This window comes from Streptomyces sp. NPDC093260 (genome assembly GCF_040683715.1).
In the GTDB taxonomy this organism is placed as follows: Bacteria; Actinomycetota; Actinomycetes; order Streptomycetales; family Streptomycetaceae; genus Streptomyces; species Streptomyces sennicomposti.
In genome coordinates this window covers 330,879-352,151 of the sequence record NZ_JBFBEK010000002.1, presented here as the reverse complement: position 1 = coordinate 352,151, position 21,273 = coordinate 330,879, and the positions used below count along the sequence as shown (strand labels likewise).

The 21,273-nt window shown below is 69.2% G+C and carries 18 protein-coding genes; 9 read left to right on the top strand and 9 right to left on the bottom strand.

The genetic code is table 11. The features are described 5' to 3' along the window. Positions 1-113: 113 nt before the first annotated feature. Positions 114-1,085, top strand: a complete 972-nt coding sequence (trxB, locus tag AB0N63_RS03780; protein WP_365523597.1) for a thioredoxin-disulfide reductase — start codon at positions 114-116, stop codon at positions 1,083-1,085. 45 nt (positions 1,086-1,130) lie between these two features. Continuing rightward, positions 1,131-1,463: a thioredoxin gene (gene trxA / locus AB0N63_RS03775; protein WP_365523594.1), complete on the top strand. Its 333-nt coding sequence runs from the start codon at positions 1,131-1,133 to the stop codon at positions 1,461-1,463. A gap of 131 nt (positions 1,464-1,594) precedes the next feature. Here trxA and AB0N63_RS03770 read toward each other — a convergent pair whose 3' ends face one another. From AB0N63_RS03770 to rpmH, 9 genes are all read right to left on the bottom strand, one after another. Then, complete coding sequence (locus AB0N63_RS03770) at positions 1,595-2,212, bottom strand: GNAT family N-acetyltransferase (protein WP_365523591.1); 618 nt, start codon at positions 2,210-2,212, stop codon at positions 1,595-1,597. A 214-nt stretch (positions 2,213-2,426) separates the two neighbouring features. Next, on the bottom strand, positions 2,427-3,545 hold the full coding sequence (locus AB0N63_RS03765; protein ID WP_365523589.1) for a ParB/RepB/Spo0J family partition protein: 1,119 nt from the start codon (positions 3,543-3,545) through the stop codon (positions 2,427-2,429). Further along, positions 3,542-4,615 (bottom strand): ParA family protein, encoded by a 1,074-nt coding sequence (locus tag AB0N63_RS03760; protein ID WP_365523825.1) that lies wholly within the window; start codon positions 4,613-4,615, stop codon positions 3,542-3,544. Before AB0N63_RS03760 ends, AB0N63_RS03765 begins: the two co-directional genes overlap by 4 nt. Before the next feature lie 434 nt (positions 4,616-5,049). Beyond that, entirely contained in the window at positions 5,050-5,766 is a 717-nt protein-coding gene (gene rsmG / locus AB0N63_RS03755) for a 16S rRNA (guanine(527)-N(7))-methyltransferase RsmG (RefSeq protein WP_365523587.1), read from the bottom strand. Positions 5,767-5,883: 117 nt separating this feature from the next. Next, positions 5,884-6,396, bottom strand: coding sequence for a R3H domain-containing nucleic acid-binding protein (locus AB0N63_RS03750; protein WP_365523584.1), 513 nt, complete (start codon positions 6,394-6,396; stop codon positions 5,884-5,886). A gap of 15 nt (positions 6,397-6,411) precedes the next feature. Next, positions 6,412-7,710, bottom strand: coding sequence for a membrane protein insertase YidC (gene yidC / locus AB0N63_RS03745; RefSeq protein ID WP_365523582.1), 1,299 nt, complete (start codon positions 7,708-7,710; stop codon positions 6,412-6,414). Between the two features lie 3 nt (positions 7,711-7,713). Continuing rightward, positions 7,714-8,067 (bottom strand): membrane protein insertion efficiency factor YidD, encoded by a 354-nt coding sequence (gene yidD, locus AB0N63_RS03740; protein WP_164586613.1) that lies wholly within the window; start codon positions 8,065-8,067, stop codon positions 7,714-7,716. Beyond that, positions 8,064-8,435, bottom strand: a complete 372-nt coding sequence (gene rnpA / locus AB0N63_RS03735; protein WP_009189582.1) for a ribonuclease P protein component — start codon at positions 8,433-8,435, stop codon at positions 8,064-8,066. Before rnpA ends, yidD begins: the two co-directional genes overlap by 4 nt. 21 nt (positions 8,436-8,456) lie before the next feature. Further along, positions 8,457-8,594, bottom strand: coding sequence for a 50S ribosomal protein L34 (rpmH, locus tag AB0N63_RS03730; RefSeq protein ID WP_003956500.1), 138 nt, complete (start codon positions 8,592-8,594; stop codon positions 8,457-8,459). Between the two features lie 367 nt (positions 8,595-8,961). Between rpmH and dnaA the strand changes: the two genes are divergently transcribed. The 7 genes from dnaA to gyrA all read left to right on the top strand — a co-directional run bounded on the left by dnaA (position 8,962) and on the right by gyrA (position 21,268). Continuing rightward, entirely contained in the window at positions 8,962-11,031 is a 2,070-nt protein-coding gene (dnaA, locus tag AB0N63_RS03725; protein ID WP_365523578.1) for a chromosomal replication initiator protein DnaA, read from the top strand. A 1,076-nt stretch (positions 11,032-12,107) separates the two neighbouring features. Then, a complete protein-coding gene (gene dnaN, locus AB0N63_RS03720) occupies positions 12,108-13,238 on the top strand; it encodes a DNA polymerase III subunit beta (protein ID WP_360717767.1) in 1,131 nt (376 codons plus the stop codon). A gap of 239 nt (positions 13,239-13,477) precedes the next feature. Then, entirely contained in the window at positions 13,478-14,353 is an 876-nt protein-coding gene (gene gnd, locus AB0N63_RS03715; protein ID WP_365523575.1) for a phosphogluconate dehydrogenase (NAD(+)-dependent, decarboxylating), read from the top strand. 52 nt (positions 14,354-14,405) lie between these two features. Next, positions 14,406-15,527, top strand: coding sequence for a DNA replication/repair protein RecF (recF, locus tag AB0N63_RS03710; protein WP_365523572.1), 1,122 nt, complete (start codon positions 14,406-14,408; stop codon positions 15,525-15,527). Then, positions 15,524-16,165, top strand: coding sequence for a DciA family protein (locus AB0N63_RS03705; RefSeq protein WP_365523570.1), 642 nt, complete (start codon positions 15,524-15,526; stop codon positions 16,163-16,165). The genes recF and AB0N63_RS03705 overlap by 4 nt, the downstream gene beginning before the upstream one ends. 417 nt (positions 16,166-16,582) lie before the next feature. Then, the gene (gene gyrB / locus AB0N63_RS03700) at positions 16,583-18,640 is read left to right on the top strand and encodes a DNA topoisomerase (ATP-hydrolyzing) subunit B (RefSeq protein WP_365523568.1); all 2,058 of its coding nucleotides are present in this window, start codon (positions 16,583-16,585) and stop codon (positions 18,638-18,640) included. Between the two features lie 42 nt (positions 18,641-18,682). Next, positions 18,683-21,268, top strand: coding sequence for a DNA gyrase subunit A (gene gyrA, locus AB0N63_RS03695; RefSeq protein ID WP_365523565.1), 2,586 nt, complete (start codon positions 18,683-18,685; stop codon positions 21,266-21,268). Positions 21,269-21,273 lie beyond the last annotated feature (5 nt).

Genomic DNA, 21,273 nt, shown 5'->3' with positions numbered 1-21,273 from the left:
TGCGCCGACCCAGCGGGAATGCGCGCCCCTTAGGATCCGTTGGGTGGGGTGAGAGCAGAGAGAAGGGCTCCCACCGGCCGTAGGGACACAGTCCAGAGACGAGGAATCAAGCCGTGAGCGACGTCCGAAACGTGATCATCATCGGCTCCGGGCCTGCCGGCTACACGGCGGCGCTCTACACCGCGCGTGCCTCGCTGAAGCCGCTGGTGTTCGAGGGCGCCGTCACCGCGGGCGGTGCGCTGATGAACACCACCGAGGTGGAGAACTTCCCGGGCTTCCGCGACGGCATCATGGGTCCCGAGCTGATGGACAACATGCGCGCCCAGGCCGAGCGTTTCGGCGCCGAGCTGGTGCCGGACGACGTCGTCTCCGTCGACCTGACGGGTGAGATCAAGACCGTCACGGACACCGAGGGCACGGTGCACCGGGCGAAGGCCGTCATCGTCACCACCGGCTCGCAGCACCGCAAGCTGGGTCTGCCGAACGAGGACGCGCTGTCCGGCCGGGGCGTCTCCTGGTGTGCCACCTGTGACGGTTTCTTCTTCCGCGACCAGGACATCGCCGTGATCGGCGGCGGCGACACCGCGATGGAGGAGGCCACCTTCCTCTCGCGCTTCGCCAAGTCCGTGACGATCGTGCACCGCCGGGACACCCTGCGCGCGTCCAAGGCGATGCAGGAGCGCGCCTTCGCCGACCCGAAGATCAAGTTCATCTGGGACAGCGAGGTGGCCGAGATCCAGGGCGAGCAGAAGCTGTCCGGGCTGAAGCTTCGGAACCTCAAGACGGGCGAGCTCTCGGACCTCCCGGTGACGGGTCTGTTCATCGCGATCGGCCACGACCCGCGGACCGAGCTGTTCAAGGGCCAGCTGGACCTGGACGAGGAGGGCTACCTCAAGGTGCAGTCCCCCTCGACGCGCACCAACCTGACGGGTGTCTTCGGCGCCGGCGACGTCGTCGACCACACCTACCGCCAGGCCATCACTGCGGCAGGCACCGGCTGTTCCGCCGCTCTCGACGCAGAGCGTTTCCTCGCCGCCCTCTCGGACAACGAGCAGAAGGCGGAGCCCGAGAAGAGCACTGTCTGACCTTCCCACCCACCCCACCGCACCGAACGAGTTAAGGAGCCTGCCGTGGCCGGCACCCTGAAGAACGTGACCGACGCTACCTTCGACGAGGACGTCCTCAAGAGCGACAAGCCCGTCCTGGTGGACTTCTGGGCCGCCTGGTGTGGCCCGTGCCGTCAGATCGCCCCCTCCCTGGAAGCGATCGCCGCCGAGCATGGCGACAAGATCGAGATCGTCAAGCTCAACATCGACGAGAACCCGGCCACGGCGGCCAAGTACGGCGTGATGTCGATCCCGACGCTGAACGTCTACCAGAACGGCGAGGTGGCCAAGACCATCGTCGGTGCCAAGCCGAAGGCCGCGATCGTCCGCGACCTCGAGGACTTCATCAGCGAGTGACGCGACAAGCCGTCGCATACGACGACGCATGTTTCACGTGAAACACGAGTGGGCCAGCCCGTCCGGGCCGGCCCACTCGGTTTTACGGGCGTGTCTTCCTCCCCCGCTTTCTCCACCTGTTGCTCAGCTTCCTAGAGCGGTCGTAGCGCCGGTTCCTTCTGCACTGCTCCGAGCAATCGGTCGAGGGCCATCTCCACGTCTTCCTTCCAAGAGAGTGTGGAGCGCAGCTCCAGCCGCAGTCGTGGATGCGCGGGATGGTGCCGGACCGTCTTGAAGCCCACCGCCAGCAGATGGTCCGCCGGCAGGATGCAGGCGGGTTCCTCCCAGCGAGCGTCCCCGAAGGCCTCGATGGCCTTGAAGCCCCGCCGCAGCAGATCCTTGGCGACCGTCTGGACCATTACGCGACCCAGCCCCTGTCCCCGGTAGCCCGGCATGATGAAGGCGGTCATCAGCTGCACCGCGTCCGAGGAGACGGGGCTCGTGGGGAACGCCGCGGAGCGGGGCACATAAGCCGGGGGAGCGTAGAGGACGAACCCGACCGGGACGTCGTCGACATAGACCACCCGGCCGCAGGAGCCCCAGTCCAGCAGCACGGCGGAGATCCATGCCTCCTTCTCGGCGGCGGCTCTGTTCTCCTTCAGCGCGGCCTCTCCGCTGACGGGGTCCAACTCCCAGAAGACGCACCCGCGGCAGCGCTGGGGGATGTCCGGAAGGTTGTCCAGTGTGAGCGGCAGCAGCCTGCGACCCATGAGGGCTGATCCTCGCTTCCTGCGCCTGCGGCGTCGCGAGCGGCGCCGCACCATGAGCGCCCCCCGGTGGATATGCCATGCCCGATCGCATCGTAACCGTGACGCGATCTCCTCAACACCGACGGACAGCAAAGAGCGGGCCGTGTTCCGGTACAACCGGTCACGACCCGCTCCCGCCGGGCGACTGGGCCGAGAGCCCGCGTTTCCCGCGGTCTCAGGCGTCCTCTTCCGTCTCCTCCGGACCACCGTCCAGAAGGCTCTTCTGCAACACCGGGCCCTCGCCCGGCGCCAGGGTGCCGAGGATGCGCTCCAGGTCCTCCATGGAGGCGAACTCGACGGTGATCTTGCCCTTCTTCTGCCCCAGGTCCACCTTCACCCGGGTCTCGAAGCGGTCAGACAGACGTGTCGCGAGATCCGACAGGGCCGGGGAGACCCGACCGCCGGCGCGCGGGCCCTTGGAGCGCTGCGCCGCCTTGGGCCGCGACCCCATCAGGGTCACGATCTCCTCGACCGCGCGCACGGACAGGCCCTCGGCCACGATCCGGTGAGCCAGCCGGTCCTGCTCCTCCGAGTCCTCCACCGAGAGCAGCGCCCGCGCATGACCGGCGGAGAGCACTCCGGCGGCGACCCGGCGCTGCACCGCAGGCGAGAGCTTCAGCAGACGCAGGGTGTTGGAGACCTGGGGGCGGGAGCGTCCGATCCGGTCCGCCAGCTGGTCGTGGGTGCAGTTGAAGTCCTTCAGCAGCTGGTCGTAGGCGGCTGCCTCTTCCAGCGGATTGAGCTGAGCCCGGTGCAGGTTTTCCAGCAGGGCGTCCAGAAGGAGCTTCTCGTCGTCCGTGGCCCGCACGATCGCCGGGATCGCCTCCAGCCCCGCCTCACGGCAGGCCCGCCAGCGCCGCTCGCCCATGATGAGCTCATAGCGCTCCGGGCCGAGCTGCCGTACGACGACGGGCTGGAGGAGGCCGACCTCCTTGATGGAGGTGATCAGCTCGGCCAGCGCGTCCTCGTCGAAGACCTCACGAGGCTGACGCGGGTTCGGTGTGATGGCGTCGAGGGGGATCTCGGCGAAGTGCGCACCCATCGGAGGCGCGGGAAGCTCCGCCGCACCGCTCGGCGACGGCTCCTCTGTTTCACGTGAAACAGGCGGCAGCGCGGCCACCCGAGCAGCGGCCACTCCCCGGTCGCCGCGTTCCGCGGTCAGCACTGGGACCGCCGTGGGAGAGGTTGAAGCAACACTCCCCGCGGTCGCCTGAGCCGGCGTCTTCTCCCCGGTCGGGGCAGCAGGGATCAGCGCGCCGAGGCCACGGCCCAACCCCCTCCGTCGCTCGCTCACTGAATGCCCTCCACCATGCTCGGGTCGCTCTGAGCGCCGATGTGAGCGTGGGTGGCGTCATAGCTGACACCTACGCCCCTCAGCGCGATTTCTCGTGCCGCCTCAAGGTATGAGAGGGCACCGCTCGAACCTGGATCGTAAGTCAGCACCGTCTGGCCGTAGCTGGGCGCCTCGGAGATACGGACGGAGCGGGGGATGCTGGTCCGCAGGACCTCGTCGCCGAAGTGGGTGCGGACTTCCTCCGCGACCTGAGAGGCAAGGCGCGTCCGACCGTCGTACATGGTGAGCAGGATGGTCGAGACGTGCAGCGTGGGGTTCAGATGCCCGCGCACCAGGTCCACGTTGCGCAGGAGCTGTCCAAGGCCCTCCAGGGCGTAGTACTCGCACTGGATCGGGATGAGGACTTCCTCGCCGGCGACCAGCGCGTTGACGGTCAGCAGGCCGAGCGAGGGCGGGCAGTCGATGAGGATGTAGTCCAGCGGCTGCTCATAGGCCTGGATCGCCCGCTGGAGCCGGCTCTCGCGTGCGACCAGGGACACCAGCTCGATCTCCGCACCGGCGAGATCGATCGTGGCGGGGGCGCAGAAGAGACCTTCGACATCGGCGACGGGCTGGACGACCTCAGCCAGCGGCCTGCTCTCCACCAGTACGTCATAGATGGAGGGGACCTCGGCGTGGTGGTCGATTCCCAGTGCCGTGGACGCGTTGCCCTGCGGGTCGAGGTCGATCACCAGGACACGGCCGCCGTGCAGGGCCAGGGAGGCGGCGAGGTTGACCGTCGTCGTGGTCTTGCCCACCCCCCCCTTCTGGTTGGCGACCACGATGATGCGGGTCTGTTCCGGGCGCGGCAGTCCATCGCCTGCCCGGCCGAGAGCCTCGACCGCCAGTTGGGCGGCACGACCGATGGGAGTGTCGTCCATAGGGGGCGGTGTTTCACGTGAAACATGCTCCCCCATGGACTCGGTACGGGGACCGGGGACCGGATCGGTCATCGGTCCCGCGATGTTGGCGTCGGACCGCAAGGATTCACTCTCCTCGACTTCAGGCTCGCAATGAACAGAGCCTCCCATGCCTTCGGGGTCGCGAACCAGTGAGGCCTGGCGTTCTGTGGAGAAATCCACCTCTGTGGACAACTCCGCTACCTCTCCGAGTGAACCGAGAGGCTTGCGATCGCGCGGTTGGGCCGCAGCGCGGCCACGGTTGATGATGCCGTGCAGCAGAGAGCGACGTTTCACGTGAAACACGATGCACAGCGACGGGGTCCGAACTGTCGCGACACTCCGTCATGGGACGGTTCGGCAGCTTGTGTGGAGTACGTCCGACCGACGGGCCGGCACTCCGCGCGCCGTGTGCGCCAAGTGCCGAACGGACCAACACCGACGGCGCCTTCCCGGATGGGTCGGAACCGCGCGGAGCGGCGCCTCCCCGAACGGACCAGCAGCCCCGGCCCACTCCTCGTCCCGAACGGACCAGCAGCCCCGGCCCACTCCTCGTCCCGAACGGACTAGCGGCGTCGGCGCGCCCGCCCTGTCCGGGCGGCCTTCGCACGCTTGGCCGCGAAACGCACACCGCCGGGGCTCTCCCCGACCTCGACGCGCACCACGGTGGACAAGGGGTCCACGACGCCCTCGCCCACCTGGAGGACGGAGGTCTCCACCGCACCGAGCTTGGCCAGGGCGGTGGCCGCGCTTTTCAGCTCCTCCTCGGCCGTGTCCCCCTTGAGAGCGAGCATTTCGCCGTACGGGCGCAGCAGCGGGATGCCCCAGGCGGCGAGCCGGTCCAGCGGTGCGACCGCGCGAGCGGTGACCACATGGACCGGTGTGAGTTTGCCCATGACCTCCTCGGCACGCCCCCGGACGACAGTGACGTGGTCGAGGCCCAGCAGTTCGACGACCTCGGTCAGGAAGTTGGTGCGCCGCAGCAGCGGCTCCAGCAGCGTGATCTTGAGGTCCTCCCGGACCAGGGCCAGAGGAATGCCCGGCAGGCCGGCTCCGGAGCCGACGTCGCACACCGTCACCCCCTCGGGCACCACCTCGGAGAGCACCGCGCAGTTCAGCAGGTGCCGCTCCCACAGGCGCGGCACCTCCCGCGGGCCGATGAGACCTCGCTGCACTCCGGCCTCGGCCAGGAGCTCGGCGTACCGGACCGCGTCGGCGAAGCGATCACCGAATACGTCACGTGCCTGCTCGGGCGCAGGGGGGAGCTCCGCTGCCTCCGTCACGGGGGACCGTCCTTCCGTACCGCATCAGCGCCAGCGGCGCCGACCACCAGAATCCTCAGGCTGACAAAGTTCCGGCCCCGCCTGCGCAACAGACGGGGCCGGTGAACGTGGTACCGCTCAGGCGGGAAGCACGACGACGAAGCGCTGCGGCTCCTCGCCCTCGGACTCGCTGCGCAGGCCGGCGGCCTTGACCGCGTCGTGCACCACCTTGCGCTCGAAGGGGCTCATCGGCTTGAGCTTCACGGACTCGCCGCTGGCCTTGACCTCGGCCGCGGCCTTGGCGCCGAGCTCGGACAGCTCAGCCCGCTTCTTGGCGCGGTAGCCGGAGATGTCCAGCATCAGGCGGCTCCGGTCGCCGGTCTCCCGGTGCACGGCCAGACGCGTCAGCTCCTGGAGCGCCTCCAGCACCTCGCCGTCCCGTCCGACCAGCTTCTGCAGGTCCCGGCTGCCGGTGTCGCTGATGATCGAGACAGAGGCGCGGTCGGCCTCGACATCCATGTCGATGTCGCCGTCGAGGTCGGCGATGTCCAGCAGACCCTCGAGGTAGTCGGCCGCGATCTCGCCCTCCTGCTCCAGGCGGGTCAGGGCGTCTGCCCCCTCGGCAGCGGCGGAGGTGGTGCCTTCCGTCACGGGATGGGCTCCTTCTTACTTCTTGGACGGGGACTTGGGCCGCTGCGGACCCTTGCGCTGACCGGACTGGGCCTTGCTCCGGGCACCATTGCCGGGCTTGGGAGCGGCCTTGCCGTTCGCGGTGGGCGGGGCGTCCTGCGGCTCGGTGGACTTGGTCAGCGACGTCGTCGGCTCGGACTCTGGGTCACCGGCTCCGGCCGCCTTCGGTCCGCCCGACTGGCGCTGGGCCTTGGTCTGCCGCTTGGGCTGCTGCCGCCTGGGCGTGGCGCCGGTGGCGGGCTCGGTGGTCGTCGTGCCGTCCTCGGACTGGACGGTCACGGCGCCGTCGCTCTTCACCACGGTGCCGTCGGGCTGGGCGGTCAGGCCCGCCTTGTTCAGACCGTTGATGAACTTGCGCTCGAACTCGTTGCGGTCGCGGCCCTTGGCGACGATCGCCTTGACGATGGCCTTCTCGCCCCGGCCGCGGGTCTTGCCGTGGTGCGTGACGTGCTTGAGCAGCCGGTCCAGGTAGGAGGCCTGGGCCTTGGAACCCGGGGTCGGGTTGTTGTGGATCACGTACATCTGCTGGCCCATGGTCCACACGTTGGTGGTCAGCCAGTAGACGAGGACACCGACCGGGAAGCGGATGCCGAAGAAGGCGAACATGATGGGGAAGACGTACATCAGCATCTTCTGCTGCTGCATGAACGGCGTCTTCACCGTGGTGTCGACGTTCTTCGTCATCAGCTGACGCTGCGTGTAGAACTGCGACGCCGACATCAGGACGATCATGAGGGCGGTGACGACCCGCACGTCGGTCAGCGACGCGCCGAGCTTGGCCACCGTGTCGGCGCCGTCCAGGAACTTCGCGGCCAGCGGGGCGCCGAAGATGTGCGCCTGGCGGGCGCTGGCGAGCTGGGCGTCGTTGATGTAGCCGATCTTGTTGCCCGACGCGATGCCGTTGAGCACGTGGTACAGGGCGAAGAAGAACGGGGACTGCGCCAGGATGGGAAGGCACGAGGAGAGCGGGTTGGTTCCCGCCTCCTTGTACAGCTTCATCATCTCTTCGGACTGACGCTGCTTGTCGTTCTTGTAGCGCTCCTGGATCTTCTTCATCTCGGGCTGGAGCGTCTGCATGGCCCGGGTCGCCTTGATCTGCTTCACGAAGAGCGGGATCAGGCAGATGCGGATCAGGATCACCAGGGACACGATGGACAGGCCCCAGGCCCACCCGGTGTCAGGCCCGAAGATCGCCCCGTACACCTTGTGGAACTGGACGATGACCCATGAGACGGGCCAGGTGATGAAACTGAAGAGGCTGGCAATCGTGTCCACTAATCATGCTCCTTGGGCATGGGACGAGGTCTCTGCGGCCGGGCTCGACGGCATACTCCCGTCGGTGGCCGGTTCGGCGGCGGAGGGCCCGCCCCTGCGCGCACGCCAGGCGCCGCGCAGCATTTCGTGCCACCGCGGACGCTTGCGCGGCGGGACATGGTCCACGCCACCGAGCGACCACGGATTGCACCGCAGGATGCGCCAGGCGGTGAGTGCCGTGCCCTTGATCGCACCGTGCCGGTCGATGGCCGTGTAGCCGTAGTGGGAACACGACGGGTAGTACTTGCACACCGGCCCCAGCAGCGGACTGATCGTCCACTGGTACAGCTTGATCAGGGCCAGCAGCGGGTACTTCATCGTGCGCCCCCTCCCAGCAGTCGTTGAAGGGCGGCATCCAGGTCTCGGGCCAGCTGTGCGTGCTCGGCGTCACCCGAGCCGGGCAGCGCTCGTACGACTACCAGGCTACCGGGGGGCAGCAGGGTGACCCGGTCGCGCATCAGATGGCGAAGTCTGCGCTTCACCTTGTTGCGCACGACGGCTCCCCCCACTGCCTTGCTCACGACGAAACCCGCACGTGTCGGGGGAGCGCTCTCCCCTGGCGCGTGCGGGTCCGTGGCACCGCTACGAAGGTGGACGACGAGGAGTGGGCGTCCTGCCCGGCGCCCTCGTCGTACCGCGGTCGCGAAGTCCTCGCGCCGCCTCAGCCGGTTCTCGGTAGGCAGCACGATGTCATGACCTGATCGGGATCAGGCGGACAGGCGGGCGCGACCCTTGCTACGGCGGGACGCGAGAATCGCGCGGCCGGCACGGGTGCGCATACGCAGCCGGAAGCCGTGGGTCTTCGCGCGACGACGGTTGTTCGGCTGGAAGGTGCGCTTGCTCACTCGGGGGCTCCAGAAAGAATCGGTAGGTGGCGGGGTGCCGTCCTGGCTGTCACCGTGCGCCCACGAGTAGCTCGCAGTCACGCCCGTGTGCACCGCTTACCGATCACCTTGACGCGATCTGTGCCCTTCGGAGGCAGGCGGCAGCAGCCATCGACAACTCGACCTGGTTACGGTACGCGCGGCCGGGCCGTCCGGTCAAACCGGCTGACGGCGGGGGACACTGTCCACAGCCTGGGGACAACAACTTGAACCGTACCGGCCGCGCTGACTACCGTGGCTGGTCTCCCATTCGTTCCCTTGTCCCCCGTTTAGATCCCGACCCGTCCCGAACCACACGTTCGTGGGACCCCGTGAGAGAGCGTGCCCTGTGGCTGACGTACCTGCCGATCTTGCCGCAGTGTGGCCACGAGTTCTCGAACACCTCCTCGGGGAGGGGCGCGGGCAGGGGGTCGAGACGAAGGACGAGCACTGGATCCGCCGCTGCCAGCCCCTCGCGCTGGTCGCCGACACCGCGCTGCTCGCCGTGCCGAACGAGTTCGCGAAGAACGTGCTGGAGGGGCGCCTCGCCCCGATCGTCAGTGAGACGCTGAGCCGCGAGTGCGGCCGGCCGATCCGCATCGCGATCACCGTCGACACTTCGGTCGGTGAGTCCCGGCCCCCCGCGCCGCCGGCGCCCCAGCAGCGCTACGAGGAGCAGGAACTGCCCACCGGCCAGGGCGGTTACGAGGGGTACGGGCGCCGTCGGCCCGACCACCGCGGCGAGGGCCACCGCCCCGGCCGCGGCGACCAGCCCCAGGGCGCGCCCGGCGACCGCGGCGACCAGGTGCCGCCCTCGCGCAGCGGCCCCCAGCAGTCCGACGGCACGGACGCGCTGCCCACGGCCCGCCCGGCCTACCCGTCGGAGTACGCGGAGTACCAGCGTCCCGAACCCGGCGCCTGGCCGCGCCCCGGCCAGGACGACTACGGCTGGCAGCAGCAGCGGCTCGGCTTCCCGGAGCGGGACCCGTACGCCTCGCCCGCCCAGGAGCCGTACGGCACGCGCGACGGGTACGGCCAGCAGGACACGTACGGCCGCCAGGACGGCTACGGCTCGCAGGACTCCTACGGCGGACAGGACGCGTACGGGTCCTCCAAGGACTCCTACGCCCAGCAACAGGACTACCGGCCCAGGCCGATGGAGCGCCCCGCCTACGAACAGTCGCGCTCGGACTACGAGTCCTCCCGCGGCGACTACGAACAGCGGGACTACGACCAGCGGGACGGCGGCCGCCGCGAGCTGCCCGAGCCGTCGGCCGGCTCCGGGCACGGTCCCCGGGGCGGTCCCGGCGGCCCGAACCAGCCCGGCCACGGCACGTCCGGCCCCTCGGGCGCACCGGCCAAACCGACGCCCGGGCCGGGCGAGCCGACGGCGCGGCTGAACCCGAAGTACCTCTTCGACACGTTCGTCATCGGCGCGTCCAACCGCTTCGCGCACGCTGCGGCGGTCGCGGTCGCCGAGGCGCCGGCCAAGGCGTACAACCCGCTGTTCATCTACGGTGAGTCGGGCCTCGGCAAGACGCACCTGCTGCACGCGATCGGGCACTACGCGCGCAGCCTGTACCCGGGCACGCGCGTGCGGTACGTCAGCTCTGAGGAGTTCACCAACGAGTTCATCAACTCCATCCGCGACGGCAAGGGCGACAGCTTCCGCAAGCGCTACCGCGAGATGGACATCCTGCTCGTCGACGACATCCAGTTCCTCGCGGACAAGGAGTCGACGCAGGAGGAGTTCTTCCACACCTTCAACACCCTGCACAACGCGAACAAGCAGATCGTGCTGTCCAGCGACCGGCCGCCCAAGCAACTGGTGACGCTGGAGGACCGGCTGCGCAACCGCTTCGAGTGGGGCCTGATCACCGACGTCCAGCCGCCCGAGCTGGAGACGCGCATCGCGATCCTGCGCAAGAAGGCGGTGCAGGAGCAGCTCAACGCCCCGCCGGAGGTGCTGGAGTTCATCGCCTCGCGGATCTCGCGCAACATCCGCGAGCTGGAGGGCGCGCTGATCCGGGTGACGGCGTTCGCCTCCCTCAACCGGCAGCCGGTGGACCTGGGGCTGACGGAGATCGTCCTCAAGGACCTCATCCCCGGCGGCGAGGACTCGACCCCGGAGATCACCGCGACGGCGATCATGGCGTCGACCGCGGACTACTTCGGCCTCACGGTGGACGACCTGTGCGGGACCTCGCGCGGCCGTCAGCTGGTCACCGCCCGGCAGATCGCCATGTACCTGTGCCGTGAGCTGACCGATCTGTCGCTGCCGAAGATCGGTGCGCAGTTCGGCGGGCGCGACCACACGACCGTCATGCACGCCGACCGCAAGATCCGGGCGCTGATGGCGGAGCGGCGCTCCATCTACAACCAGGTCACCGAGCTGACCAACCGCATCAAGAACGGCTGACGACGGCCGGCCGGTCCGGCACGGTCGCAGGGCGCTCCGGGGTCTCCGGGGCGCCTTTCGCCGTTGCGGGGGTCTCCGGGGCGCGTCTCGCCGTTCCGGCGGCGAGGAGGGGCACCGGTCCTCTGGGCCGCCCGCGGCCTCCCCGGGGCCCAGGAACGCCCACAGCCCTCGTGAGGACACCCCGCGACCGCCCCCCGCTGCTCCGGCCCTCCCCACCGGCCCGCGTACACGCCTCCGACGGCCTCTCCATGGCGCCTCGCGACGCTTCCGAGGGCCGCTCGCCCCCAGGCGCCCGTGTCAACGCCGCCCTCCGTTGTTCGATTTCAGGGTGCGGTTACGGCCTTCCTCCACAGATTCGGCGACTTTTTTCCGTCCACACGCTGGGGACTGCGAAGTTGTCCAGACTGCGTCCACAGGTCAGCCTGTGAGGAGATCATCATCCCAGCTCAGGTGCCTGTGGATCCGTGGACGAAGGATCTCCACAGGCTGTGGACAAAGCGGCGGTCCACAGGCTGTGCACAAAGTTGTCCACGGGCAACCCACAGGCTGTGGCCGGTTGTCCCCAATGATCGGCCCCTTCTCCACATGGCTGTCCACTGTTCGGCAACGCGACCACCCCGATCACCGCGTCGAGTGAAAGCCGTCACACCAGGCTGCCGGTTTGGGGTGTGGGAAACCCGGGAAAATCTGGGGACGCAGCTGGGGAGAACTGCCCTCAGCCTGTGGGCGAGGTGTGCAGAACTTTCCGTTCTCCACAGAAGCGCCCGGTTGTCCACCGGCTCCACCCACAGGGGCAGTGGACAAAATTTCCGCGCTGAGCTGGGCAAACGTGGTTATCCACCGTATCCACAGGCCCTACTACTACTCCCGACTAGAGAGAGCGTGGAATTCGTTTCGAAGCGGGGCCTGTGCACAACTCGCCGTCTCGAGCCCGGCCGCCCCTCGGAGCGACTTGACCCCGACAGGCACCTACTGTCAGTGGCGTGCGTCAGACTGGTCCCCGGTGTCCTTCCCGCCGCAGTGCGCGGTGACACCGAGTCGGAGGACTCAGAAGCAACAGCAGGAGGCGGCTTACGGTGAAGATCCGGGTGGAACGCGACGTACTCGCGGAGGCAGTGGCCTGGGCGGCACGCAGCCTCCCGGCCCGTCCGCCGGCGCCTGTTCTCGCCGGCCTGCTGCTGAAGGCCGAGGACGGTCAGCTGAGCCTGTCGAGCTTCGACTACGAGGTCTCCGCTCGGGTGTCCGTCGAGGCCGAGGTCGAGGAGGAGGGCACGGTCCTGGTCTCCGGCCGCCTGCTCGCCGACATCTCCCGCGCCCTGCCCAACCGGCCGGTGGAGATTTCCACGGACGGTGTACGGGCGACCGTGGTCTGCGGCTCGTCCCGCTTCACGCTCCACACACTGCCTGTGGAGGAGTACCCGGCGCTGCCGCAGATGCCGAACGCGACGGGCACGGTGCCCGGCGAGGTCTTCGCCTCCGCCGTGCAGCAGGTCGCCATCGCGGCCGGCCGCGACGACACGCTGCCCGTCCTCACCGGCGTACGCATCGAGATCGAGGGCGACACGGTCACGCTGGCCTCCACCGACCGCTACCGCTTCGCGGTCCGCGAGTTCCTGTGGAAGCCGGAGAACCCTGACGTCTCCGCGGTCGCGCTGGTGCCCGCCAAGACGCTCCAGGACACCGCCAAGGCGCTGACCAGCGGCGACAGCGTGATTCTCGCGCTGTCCGGCTCCGGTGCCGGTGAGGGCCTGATCGGCTTCGAGGGCGCGGGCCGGCGGACCACCACGCGGCTGCTGGAAGGCGACCTGCCGAAGTACCGCACGCTGTTCCCGACCGAGTTCAACTCCGTCGCCGTGATCGAGACCGCCCCCTTCGTGGAGGCCGTCAAGCGCGTGGCCCTGGTCGCCGAGCGCAACACCCCGGTGCGGCTGAGCTTCGAGCAGGGGGTGCTCATCCTGGAGGCCGGCTCCAGCGACGACGCACAGGCTGTGGAAAGGGTCGACGCCCAGCTCGACGGCGACGACATCTCCATCGCCTTCAACCCGACGTTCCTGCTGGACGGCCTCAGCGCCATCGACTCGCCGGTGGCCCAGCTGTCCTTCACGACGTCCACCAAGCCCGCCCTGCTCAGTGGCAGGCCCGCGGTGGACGCGGAGGCGGACGACGCCTACAAGTACCTGATCATGCCGGTGCGCCTGAGCGGCTGAGCCTGACGGCCGGGGCGCGGGGGCGTCGTCCACAGGCGCCCCGGACGTCCCGCCGCTGCCCCCGGCGGGCCGCCTGAGCGGCTTGCCGGCCCGGTTCTTTGCCGGTCCGATGGGGGCGTGGGCGTACGCCTTCGTATGAGCGCGTATGCCCACGGATGTGCGCGAGCGTCCGGGTTTAGGCTCGGCCGGGGCACGCGAGTGCCCCCATGCCACGTCGGAACCCCCTAAGGACACAACTGATGGAGCTCGGTCTCGTCGGCCTCGGCAAGATGGGCGGCAACATGCGCGAGCGGATCCGCCGCGCCGGCCACACCGTCATCGGATACGACCGCAATCCCGATCTCGCGGACGTCCACAGCCTCGAGGAGCTTGTGGGCAAGCTGCAGGGCCCGCGCGTGGTCTGGGTGATGGTCCCGGCCGGCGCCCCGACCCAGTCGACCGTCGACGCCCTCGCCGAGCTGCTGGAGCCCGGCGACGTGGTCGTGGACGGCGGCAACTCCCGCTGGACCGACGACGAGAAGCACGCGGAGGAGCTGGCCGCCAAGGGCATAGGCTTCGTGGACTGCGGCGTCTCCGGCGGCGTCTGGGGCCTGGAGAACGGGTACGCGCTGATGTACGGCGGCGACGCCGAGAACGTCGCCAGGGTGCAGCCGATCTTCGACGCGCTGAAGCCGGAGGGCGACTTCGGTTCGGTGCACGCCGGCAAGGTCGGCGCCGGCCACTTCGCCAAGATGGTCCACAACGGCATCGAGTACGCGATGATGCAGGCTTACGCCGAGGGCTGGGAACTCCTGGAGAAGGTCGACTCCGTCGACAACGTCCGTGAGGTCTTCCGCTCCTGGCAGGAGGGCACCGTCATCCGCTCCTGGCTGCTCGACCTCGCCGTCAACGCGCTCGACGAGGACCAGCACCTGGACGGGCTGCGGGGCTTCGCGCAGGACTCCGGCGAGGGCCGGTGGACGGTGGAGGCGGCCATCGACAACGCCGTGCCGCTGCCCGCGATCACGGCCTCGCTGTTCGCGCGGTTCGCCTCCCGCCAGGAGGACTCGCCGCAGATGAAGATGATCGCCGCGCTGCGCAACCAGTTCGGCGGCCACGCCGTGGAGAAGAAGTAGTCCACAGGACCGCACGACGGTCCGCACTGCTGGAGGAGGCCGGCGAAGGTCCATGCACGTCACGCATCTGTCGCTGGCCGACTTCCGCTCGTACGCCCGGGCCGAGGTGCCGCTCGGCCCGGGCGTCACCGCCTTCGTGGGTCCCAACGGGCAGGGCAAGACCAACCTCGTGGAGGCGGTCGGCTACCTCGCCACACTCGGCAGCCACCGGGTCGCCTCCGACGCCCCCCTGGTCCGGATGGGCGCCGAACGAGCGGTGATCCGCGCCCAGGTGCGCCAGGGCGAGCGGCAGCAGCTGGTCGAGCTCGAGCTGAACCCGGGCCGCGCCAACCGGGCCCGTATCAACCGGTCCTCGCAGGTCAGACCGCGTGACGTGCTCGGCATCGTACGGACCGTGCTGTTCGCGCCGGAGGACCTCGCCCTGGTCAAGGGCGACCCCGGGGAGCGGCGCCGTTTCCTGGACGAGCTGATCACGGCCCGCTCGCCGCGCATGGCGGGGGTGCGCTCGGACTACGAGCGGGTGCTCAAGCAGCGCAACACGCTCCTGAAGTCCGCCGCGCTGGCCCGCAGGCACGGCGGCCGCTCCATGGACCTGTCCACGCTGGACGTGTGGGACCAGCACCTCGCGCGCGCGGGCGCCGAACTGCTCGCGCAGCGCCTCGACCTGATCGCGGCGCTCCAGCCGCTGGCCGACAAGGCGTACGAGCAGCTGGCGCCCGGCGGCGGCCCACTCGCACTGGAGTACAAGCCGTCCGCGCCGGGCGAGGCGCACACGCGCGAGGACCTCTACGCGCAGCTGACCGCGGCGCTCGCCGACGCCCGCAAGCAGGAGATCGAGCGGGGCGTCACCCTGGTCGGGCCCCATCGCGACGACCTCCTCCTCAAGCTCGGCCAGCTGCCCGCCAAGGGGTACGCCTCGCACGGCGAGTCCTGGTCGTACGCGCTGGCGCTGCGCCTGGCCTCGTACGACCTGCTGCGCGCCGAGGGCAACGAGCCGGTGCTGATCCTCGACGACGTCTTCGCCGAGCTGGACGCCCGCCGCCGGGAGCGGCTGGCCGAGCTGGTGGCGCCCGGCGAGCAGGTCCTGGTGACCGCCGCGGTGGACGACGACGTGCCGCACGTCCTGGCCGGGGCGCGGTTCACGGTGTCGGACGGGGCGGTGGAGCGCGTATGAACCCCGAGCACGGCCCGGCGGCCGACCGCCCGCAACCGAACCGGAACTCCGCACCGCAGCAGACGACGAGCCCCGGCCCGCAGTCCTCCGCCCCGGTCCCCGGCCCCTCCGCGAACAGCCCGAAGACCCCCAGGGCCCCCGAGCCCTCGGGCGTCGATCTCGCGCGCGTGGCGTTGCGCGCCGCGAAGGAGGCGGCGCGTGCGCGGGGCGACGCGGCGCAGCAGAGGAAGCAGGCGCGACGCGGCGGTCTGCGCTCCGGCGCGCGCGCCGACGGCCGCGATCCCCTGGCGCTCGGCGCCGCGATCAACCGGCTGATCACCGAACGCGGCTGGGAGACCCCCGCGGCGGTGGGCGGCGTGATGGGCCGCTGGCCCCAGATCGTCGGCGTGGACGTGGCCAAGCACTGCGCGCCGGAGCGGTACGACGAGGACGAGCGCGTGCTGACGGTGCGCTGCGACTCGACGGCGTGGGCGACGAACCTGCGCCTCCTCGCGCCGACGCTCGTCGCCCGGCTGAACGAGGACCTCGGCCATGGCGCGGTCCGGCTGATCAAGGTCCTCGGCCCCGGCGGCCCGGTCCGCCGGCACGGTCCCCTGCGCGCTCCGGGCAGCACGGGACCCGGTGACACGTACGGGTGAGGTAACTCACACAGGCAGTTCACGGAGGGCTGCGCGGGGTGCGGAAACCGCCTGCCGCGCGGCCCGTCATGCATCCGCACGCCCTTGCGAATCCGTACCTGACCGCTGAGTAGCGAAGGGTTGACGCCCGGAAGCGCTGAGTGCCGCTGTGAGCCTCTTTGGGCCCCCTTCCGTATATCGGGACCCGTTCAAGACCGGTTCAGGGCGGCACATGCGGACTCAGGTACCCGCAAACCCCCATCACTGTCGGCGCTACCGGTAGACTGGAAGACAATCCCGCCCCGAACGTGGGGACCGTCCGGGAAAAGCTGAGCAACGCTGATCAAGGCTGATCAAGGCTTACCAACGCAACATGCCGCAGCCGCTCCGGCAACCTGCCGCCGAGCCCGGCTCGTGCTGTGCCAGAAAGGGCGCTTCGTGGCCGATTCCGGCAACCCCAACGAGAACATCCCGTCCACCGACGCCGGCGAGAACGGTGCCGCCGCCTCCAGTGGTGAGGTCACGGCCTCGTACGACGCCAGTGCCATCACCGTCCTCGAGGGTCTGGACGCGGTCCGCAAGCGACCCGGTATGTACATCGGCTCGACCGGTGAGCGAGGACTGCACCACCTCGTGTACGAGGTCGTCGACAACTCCGTCGACGAGGCGCTGGCCGGCCACGCGGACACCATCGACGTGACGATCCTCGCCGACGGCGGCGTCCGCGTCGTCGACAACGGCCGCGGCATCCCGGTGGGCATCGTTCCCTCCGAGGGCAAGCCGGCCGTCGAGGTCGTGCTGACGGTGCTGCACGCGGGCGGCAAGTTCGGGGGCGGCGGCTACGCGGTCTCCGGCGGTCTGCACGGCGTGGGCGTCTCCGTGGTGAACGCGCTGTCCTCGAAGGTCTCCGTCGAGGTCAGGACCGACGGGTACCGCTGGACGCAGGACTACAAGATGGGCGTCCCGACGGCCCCCCTGGCGCGGCACGAGGAGACGTCCGAGACCGGCACCTCGGTCACCTTCTGGGCCGACCCGGACATCTTCGAGACCACCGAGTACTCCTTCGAGACGCTGTCGCGGCGCTTCCAGGAGATGGCGTTCCTCAACAAGGGCCTGACGATCCGGCTCACCGACGAGCGCGAGTCGGCGAAGGCCACCTCCGGCGCGGACGAGGCGGGCGCCGACGAGACGGACGAGGTCAAGTCCGTCACGTACCACTACGAGGGCGGCATCGTCGACTTCGTGAAGTACCTCAACTCCCGCAAGGGAGACGTGGTGCACCCCACCGTGATCGACCTGGAGGCCGAGGACAAGGACAAGAGCCTGTCCCTCGAGGTCGCCATGCAGTGGAACGGTGGTTACAGCGAGGGCGTGTACTCCTTCGCCAACATCATCCACACGCACGAGGGCGGCACCCACGAGGAGGGCTTCCGCGCGGCCCTCACCAGCCTGATCAACAAGTACGCGCGCGACAAGAAGCTGCTGCGCGACAAGGACGACAACCTCACGGGCGACGACATCCGCGAGGGCCTGACCGCGATCATCTCGGTCAAGCTGAGCGAGCCGCAGTTCGAGGGCCAGACCAAGACCAAGCTGGGCAACACGGAGGCGAAGACCTTCGTCCAGAAGGCGGTCTACGAACACCTCAACGACTGGCTGGACCGCAACCCGGTCGAGGCGGCGGACATCATCCGCAAGGGCATCCAGGCGGCCACCGCGCGCGTGGCGGCCCGCAAGGCCCGCGACCTCACCCGCCGCAAGGGCCTGCTGGAGTCCGCGTCCCTGCCGGGCAAGCTCTCCGACTGCCAGTCGAACGACCCCACCAAGTGCGAGATCTTCATCGTCGAGGGCGACTCCGCCGGCGGCTCGGCCAAGTCCGGCCGCAACCCGGAGTACCAGGCGATCCTCCCGATCCGCGGCAAGATCCTCAACGTCGAGAAGGCCAGGATCGACAAGATCCTGCAGAACCAGGAGATCCAGGCGCTGATCTCCGCGTTCGGCACCGGCGTGCACGAGGACTTCGACATCGAGAAGCTCCGCTATCACAAGATCATCCTGATGGCGGACGCCGACGTCGACGGCCAGCACATCAGCACCCTGCTGCTGACCTTCCTGTTCCGCTTCATGCGGCCGCTGGTCGAGGCCGGGCACGTGTACCTCTCCCGCCCCCCGCTCTACAAGATCAAGTGGGGCCGGGACGACATCGAGTACGCCTACTCCGACCGCGAGCGCGACGCGCTGATCGAGATGGGCCGCCAGCGCGGCAAGCGCATCCGCGAGGACTCGATCCAGCGCTTCAAGGGTCTCGGCGAGATGAACGCCGAGGAGCTGCGCGTGACCACCATGGACCAGGAGCACCGGGTCCTCGGCCAGGTCACCCTCGACGACGCCGCCCAGGCCGACGACCTGTTCTCGGTCCTGATGGGCGAGGACGTCGAGGCCCGCCGCCAGTTCATCCAGCGCAACGCCAAGGACGTCCGCTTCCTCGACATCTGAGTCGGTCTCAGCTGACCGCACCAGGAAGGATCCTCACCAGCAATGGCCGACGAGAACACTCCAGTCACCCCTGAACAGGGCGGCGAACTCGCCATGCGCGTCGAGCCCGTCGGGCTCGAGACGGAGATGCAGCGCTCGTACCTCGACTACGCGATGTCCGTCATCGTCTCGCGAGCGCTGCCGGACGTGCGGGACGGCCTCAAGCCCGTCCACCGCCGCGTGCTGTACGCCATGTACGACGGCGGCTACCGCCCCGAGCGCGGCTTCTACAAGTGCGCCCGCGTCGTCGGCGACGTCATGGGCAACTACCACCCGCACGGCGACTCCTCGATCTACGACGCCCTGGTGCGACTCGCCCAGCCGTGGTCGATGCGGATGCCGCTGGTGGACTCCAACGGCAACTTCGGCTCCCCGGGCAACGACCCGGCGGCGGCCATGCGGTACACCGAGTGCAAGCTCGCGCCGCTGTCGATGGAGATGGTCCGCGACATCGACGAGGAGACCGTCGACTTCACGGACAACTACGACGGCCGCTCCCAGGAGCCGACCGTCCTGCCCGCGCGCTTCCCGAACCTGCTGATCAACGGCTCGGCCGGCATCGCGGTCGGCATGGCGACCAACATCCCGCCGCACAACCTGCGCGAGGTCGCCGCCGGCGCCCAGTGGTACCTGGAGAACCCGGAGGCCTCGCACGAGGAGCTCCTGGACGCGCTCATCGAGCGCATCAAGGGCCCCGACTTCCCGACCGGCGCACTCGTCGTCGGCCGCAAGGGCATCGAGGAGGCGTACCGCACCGGCCGCGGCTCCATCACGATGCGCGCGGTCGTCGAGGTCGAGGAGATCCAGAACCGCCAGTGCCTGGTGGTCACCGAGCTGCCGTACCAGGTCAACCCGGACAACCTCGCGCAGAAGATCGCCGACCTGGTGAAGGACGGCAAGATCGGCGGCATCGCCGACGTCCGCGACGAGACCTCCTCGCGCACCGGTCAGCGCCTGGTGATCGTCCTCAAGCGGGACGCGGTCGCCAAGGTCGTCCTGAACAACCTGTACAAGCACACCGACCTCCAGACCAACTTCGGCGCCAACATGCTGGCCCTGGTCGACGGCGTGCCGCGCACCCTCTCGCTGGACGCGTTCATCCGCCACTGGGTGACGCACCAGATCGAGGTCATCGTGCGCCGGACCCGCTTCCGGCTGCGCAAGGCCGAGGAGCGCGCCCACATCCTGCGCGGCCTGCTCAAGGCCCTGGACGCCATCGACGAGGTCATCGCGCTGATCCGGCGCAGCGAGACGGTCGAGGTCGCGCGCGGCGGCCTGATGGGCCTGCTGGAGATCGACGAGATCCAGGCCAACGCCATCCTGGAGATGCAGCTGCGCCGGCTGGCCGCCCTGGAGCGCCAGAAGATCGTGCAGGAGCACGACGAGCTCCAGGCGAAGATCAACGAGTACAACGAGATCCTCGCCTCCCCGGTCCGCCAGCGGGGCATCGTCAGCGCCGAGCTGGCCGCGATCGTCGAGAAGTACGGCGACGACCGCAAGACGAAGCTGATCCCCTACGAGGGCGACATGTCCATCGAGGACCTGATCGCCGAGGAGGACATCGTCGTCACGGTCACCCGCGGCGGCTACATCAAGCGGACCAAGACCGACGACTACCGCGCCCAGAAGCGCGGCGGCAAGGGCGTGCGGGGCACGAAGCTGAAGGAAGACGACATCGTCGACCACTTCTTCGTCTCCACCACGCACCACTGGCTGCTGTTCTTCACCAACAAGGGCCGGGTCTACCGCGCCAAGGCCTACGAGCTGCCCGACGCCGGCCGGGACGCGCGCGGCCAGCACGTGGCCAACCTGCTGGCCTTCCAGCCGGACGAGTCGATCGCGCAGATCCGGGCCATCCGCGACTACGAGGCGGTGCCGTACCTGGTGCTCGCCACCAAGGCCGGTCTGGTCAAGAAGACGCCTCTGAAGGATTACGATTCGCCGCGCTCCGGCGGTGTCATCGCCATCAACCTGCGCGAGCGGGAGGACGGCAGCGACGACGAGCTGATCGGCGCGGAGCTGGTCTCGGCGGACGACGATCTGCTGCTGATCAGCAAGAAGGCCCAGTCCATCAGGTTCACCGCGTCGGACGACACGCTGCGCCCGATGGGCCGCGCCACCTCGGGCGTCAAGGGCATGAGCTTCCGCGAGGGGGACGAACTCCTCTCGATGAATGTGGTGCGACCCGGTACGTTCGTGTTCACTGCCACTGACGGTGGGTACGCCAAGCGGACCCGGGTCGACGAGTACCGCGTCCAGGGCCGCGGCGGCCTCGGCATCAAGGCCGCCAAGATCGTGGAGGACCGCGGTGAGCTGGTCGGCGCGCTGGTGGTCGAGGAGACCGACGAGATCCTCGCCATCACACTCTCGGGCGGTGTGATTCGTACGCGAGTCAACGAGGTCAGGGAGACGGGCCGTGACACCATGGGCGTCCAACTGATCAACCTGGGCAAGCGCGATGCCGTGGTCGGCATCGCACGTAACGCCGAGGCGGGACGCGAGGCGGAGGAAGTCGACGGCGACGTGGCCGTGGACGAGGACGTCGCGACGGACGGCACGGACGAGGGTGAGGCGCCCTCGGCCGAGTAGCACGA

What these genes read in the sequence shown, in the direction of transcription:
- AB0N63_RS03770 (WP_365523591.1), bottom strand. Translation starts at nt 2,212, where the DNA reads ATGGGTCGCAGGCTGCTGCCGCTCACACTGGACAACCTTCCGGACATC.
- AB0N63_RS03760 (WP_365523825.1), bottom strand. Translation starts at nt 4,615, where the DNA reads ATGGGAGGCTCTGTTCATTGCGAGCCTGAAGTCGAGGAGAGTGAATCC.
- yidD (WP_164586613.1), bottom strand. Translation starts at nt 8,067, where the DNA reads ATGAAGTACCCGCTGCTGGCCCTGATCAAGCTGTACCAGTGGACGATC.
- gnd (WP_365523575.1), top strand. Translation starts at nt 13,478, where the DNA reads ATGGAGCTCGGTCTCGTCGGCCTCGGCAAGATGGGCGGCAACATGCGC.
- recF (WP_365523572.1), top strand. Translation starts at nt 14,406, where the DNA reads ATGCACGTCACGCATCTGTCGCTGGCCGACTTCCGCTCGTACGCCCGG.
- AB0N63_RS03705 (WP_365523570.1), top strand. Translation starts at nt 15,524, where the DNA reads ATGAACCCCGAGCACGGCCCGGCGGCCGACCGCCCGCAACCGAACCGG.
- gyrA (WP_365523565.1), top strand. Translation starts at nt 18,683, where the DNA reads ATGGCCGACGAGAACACTCCAGTCACCCCTGAACAGGGCGGCGAACTC.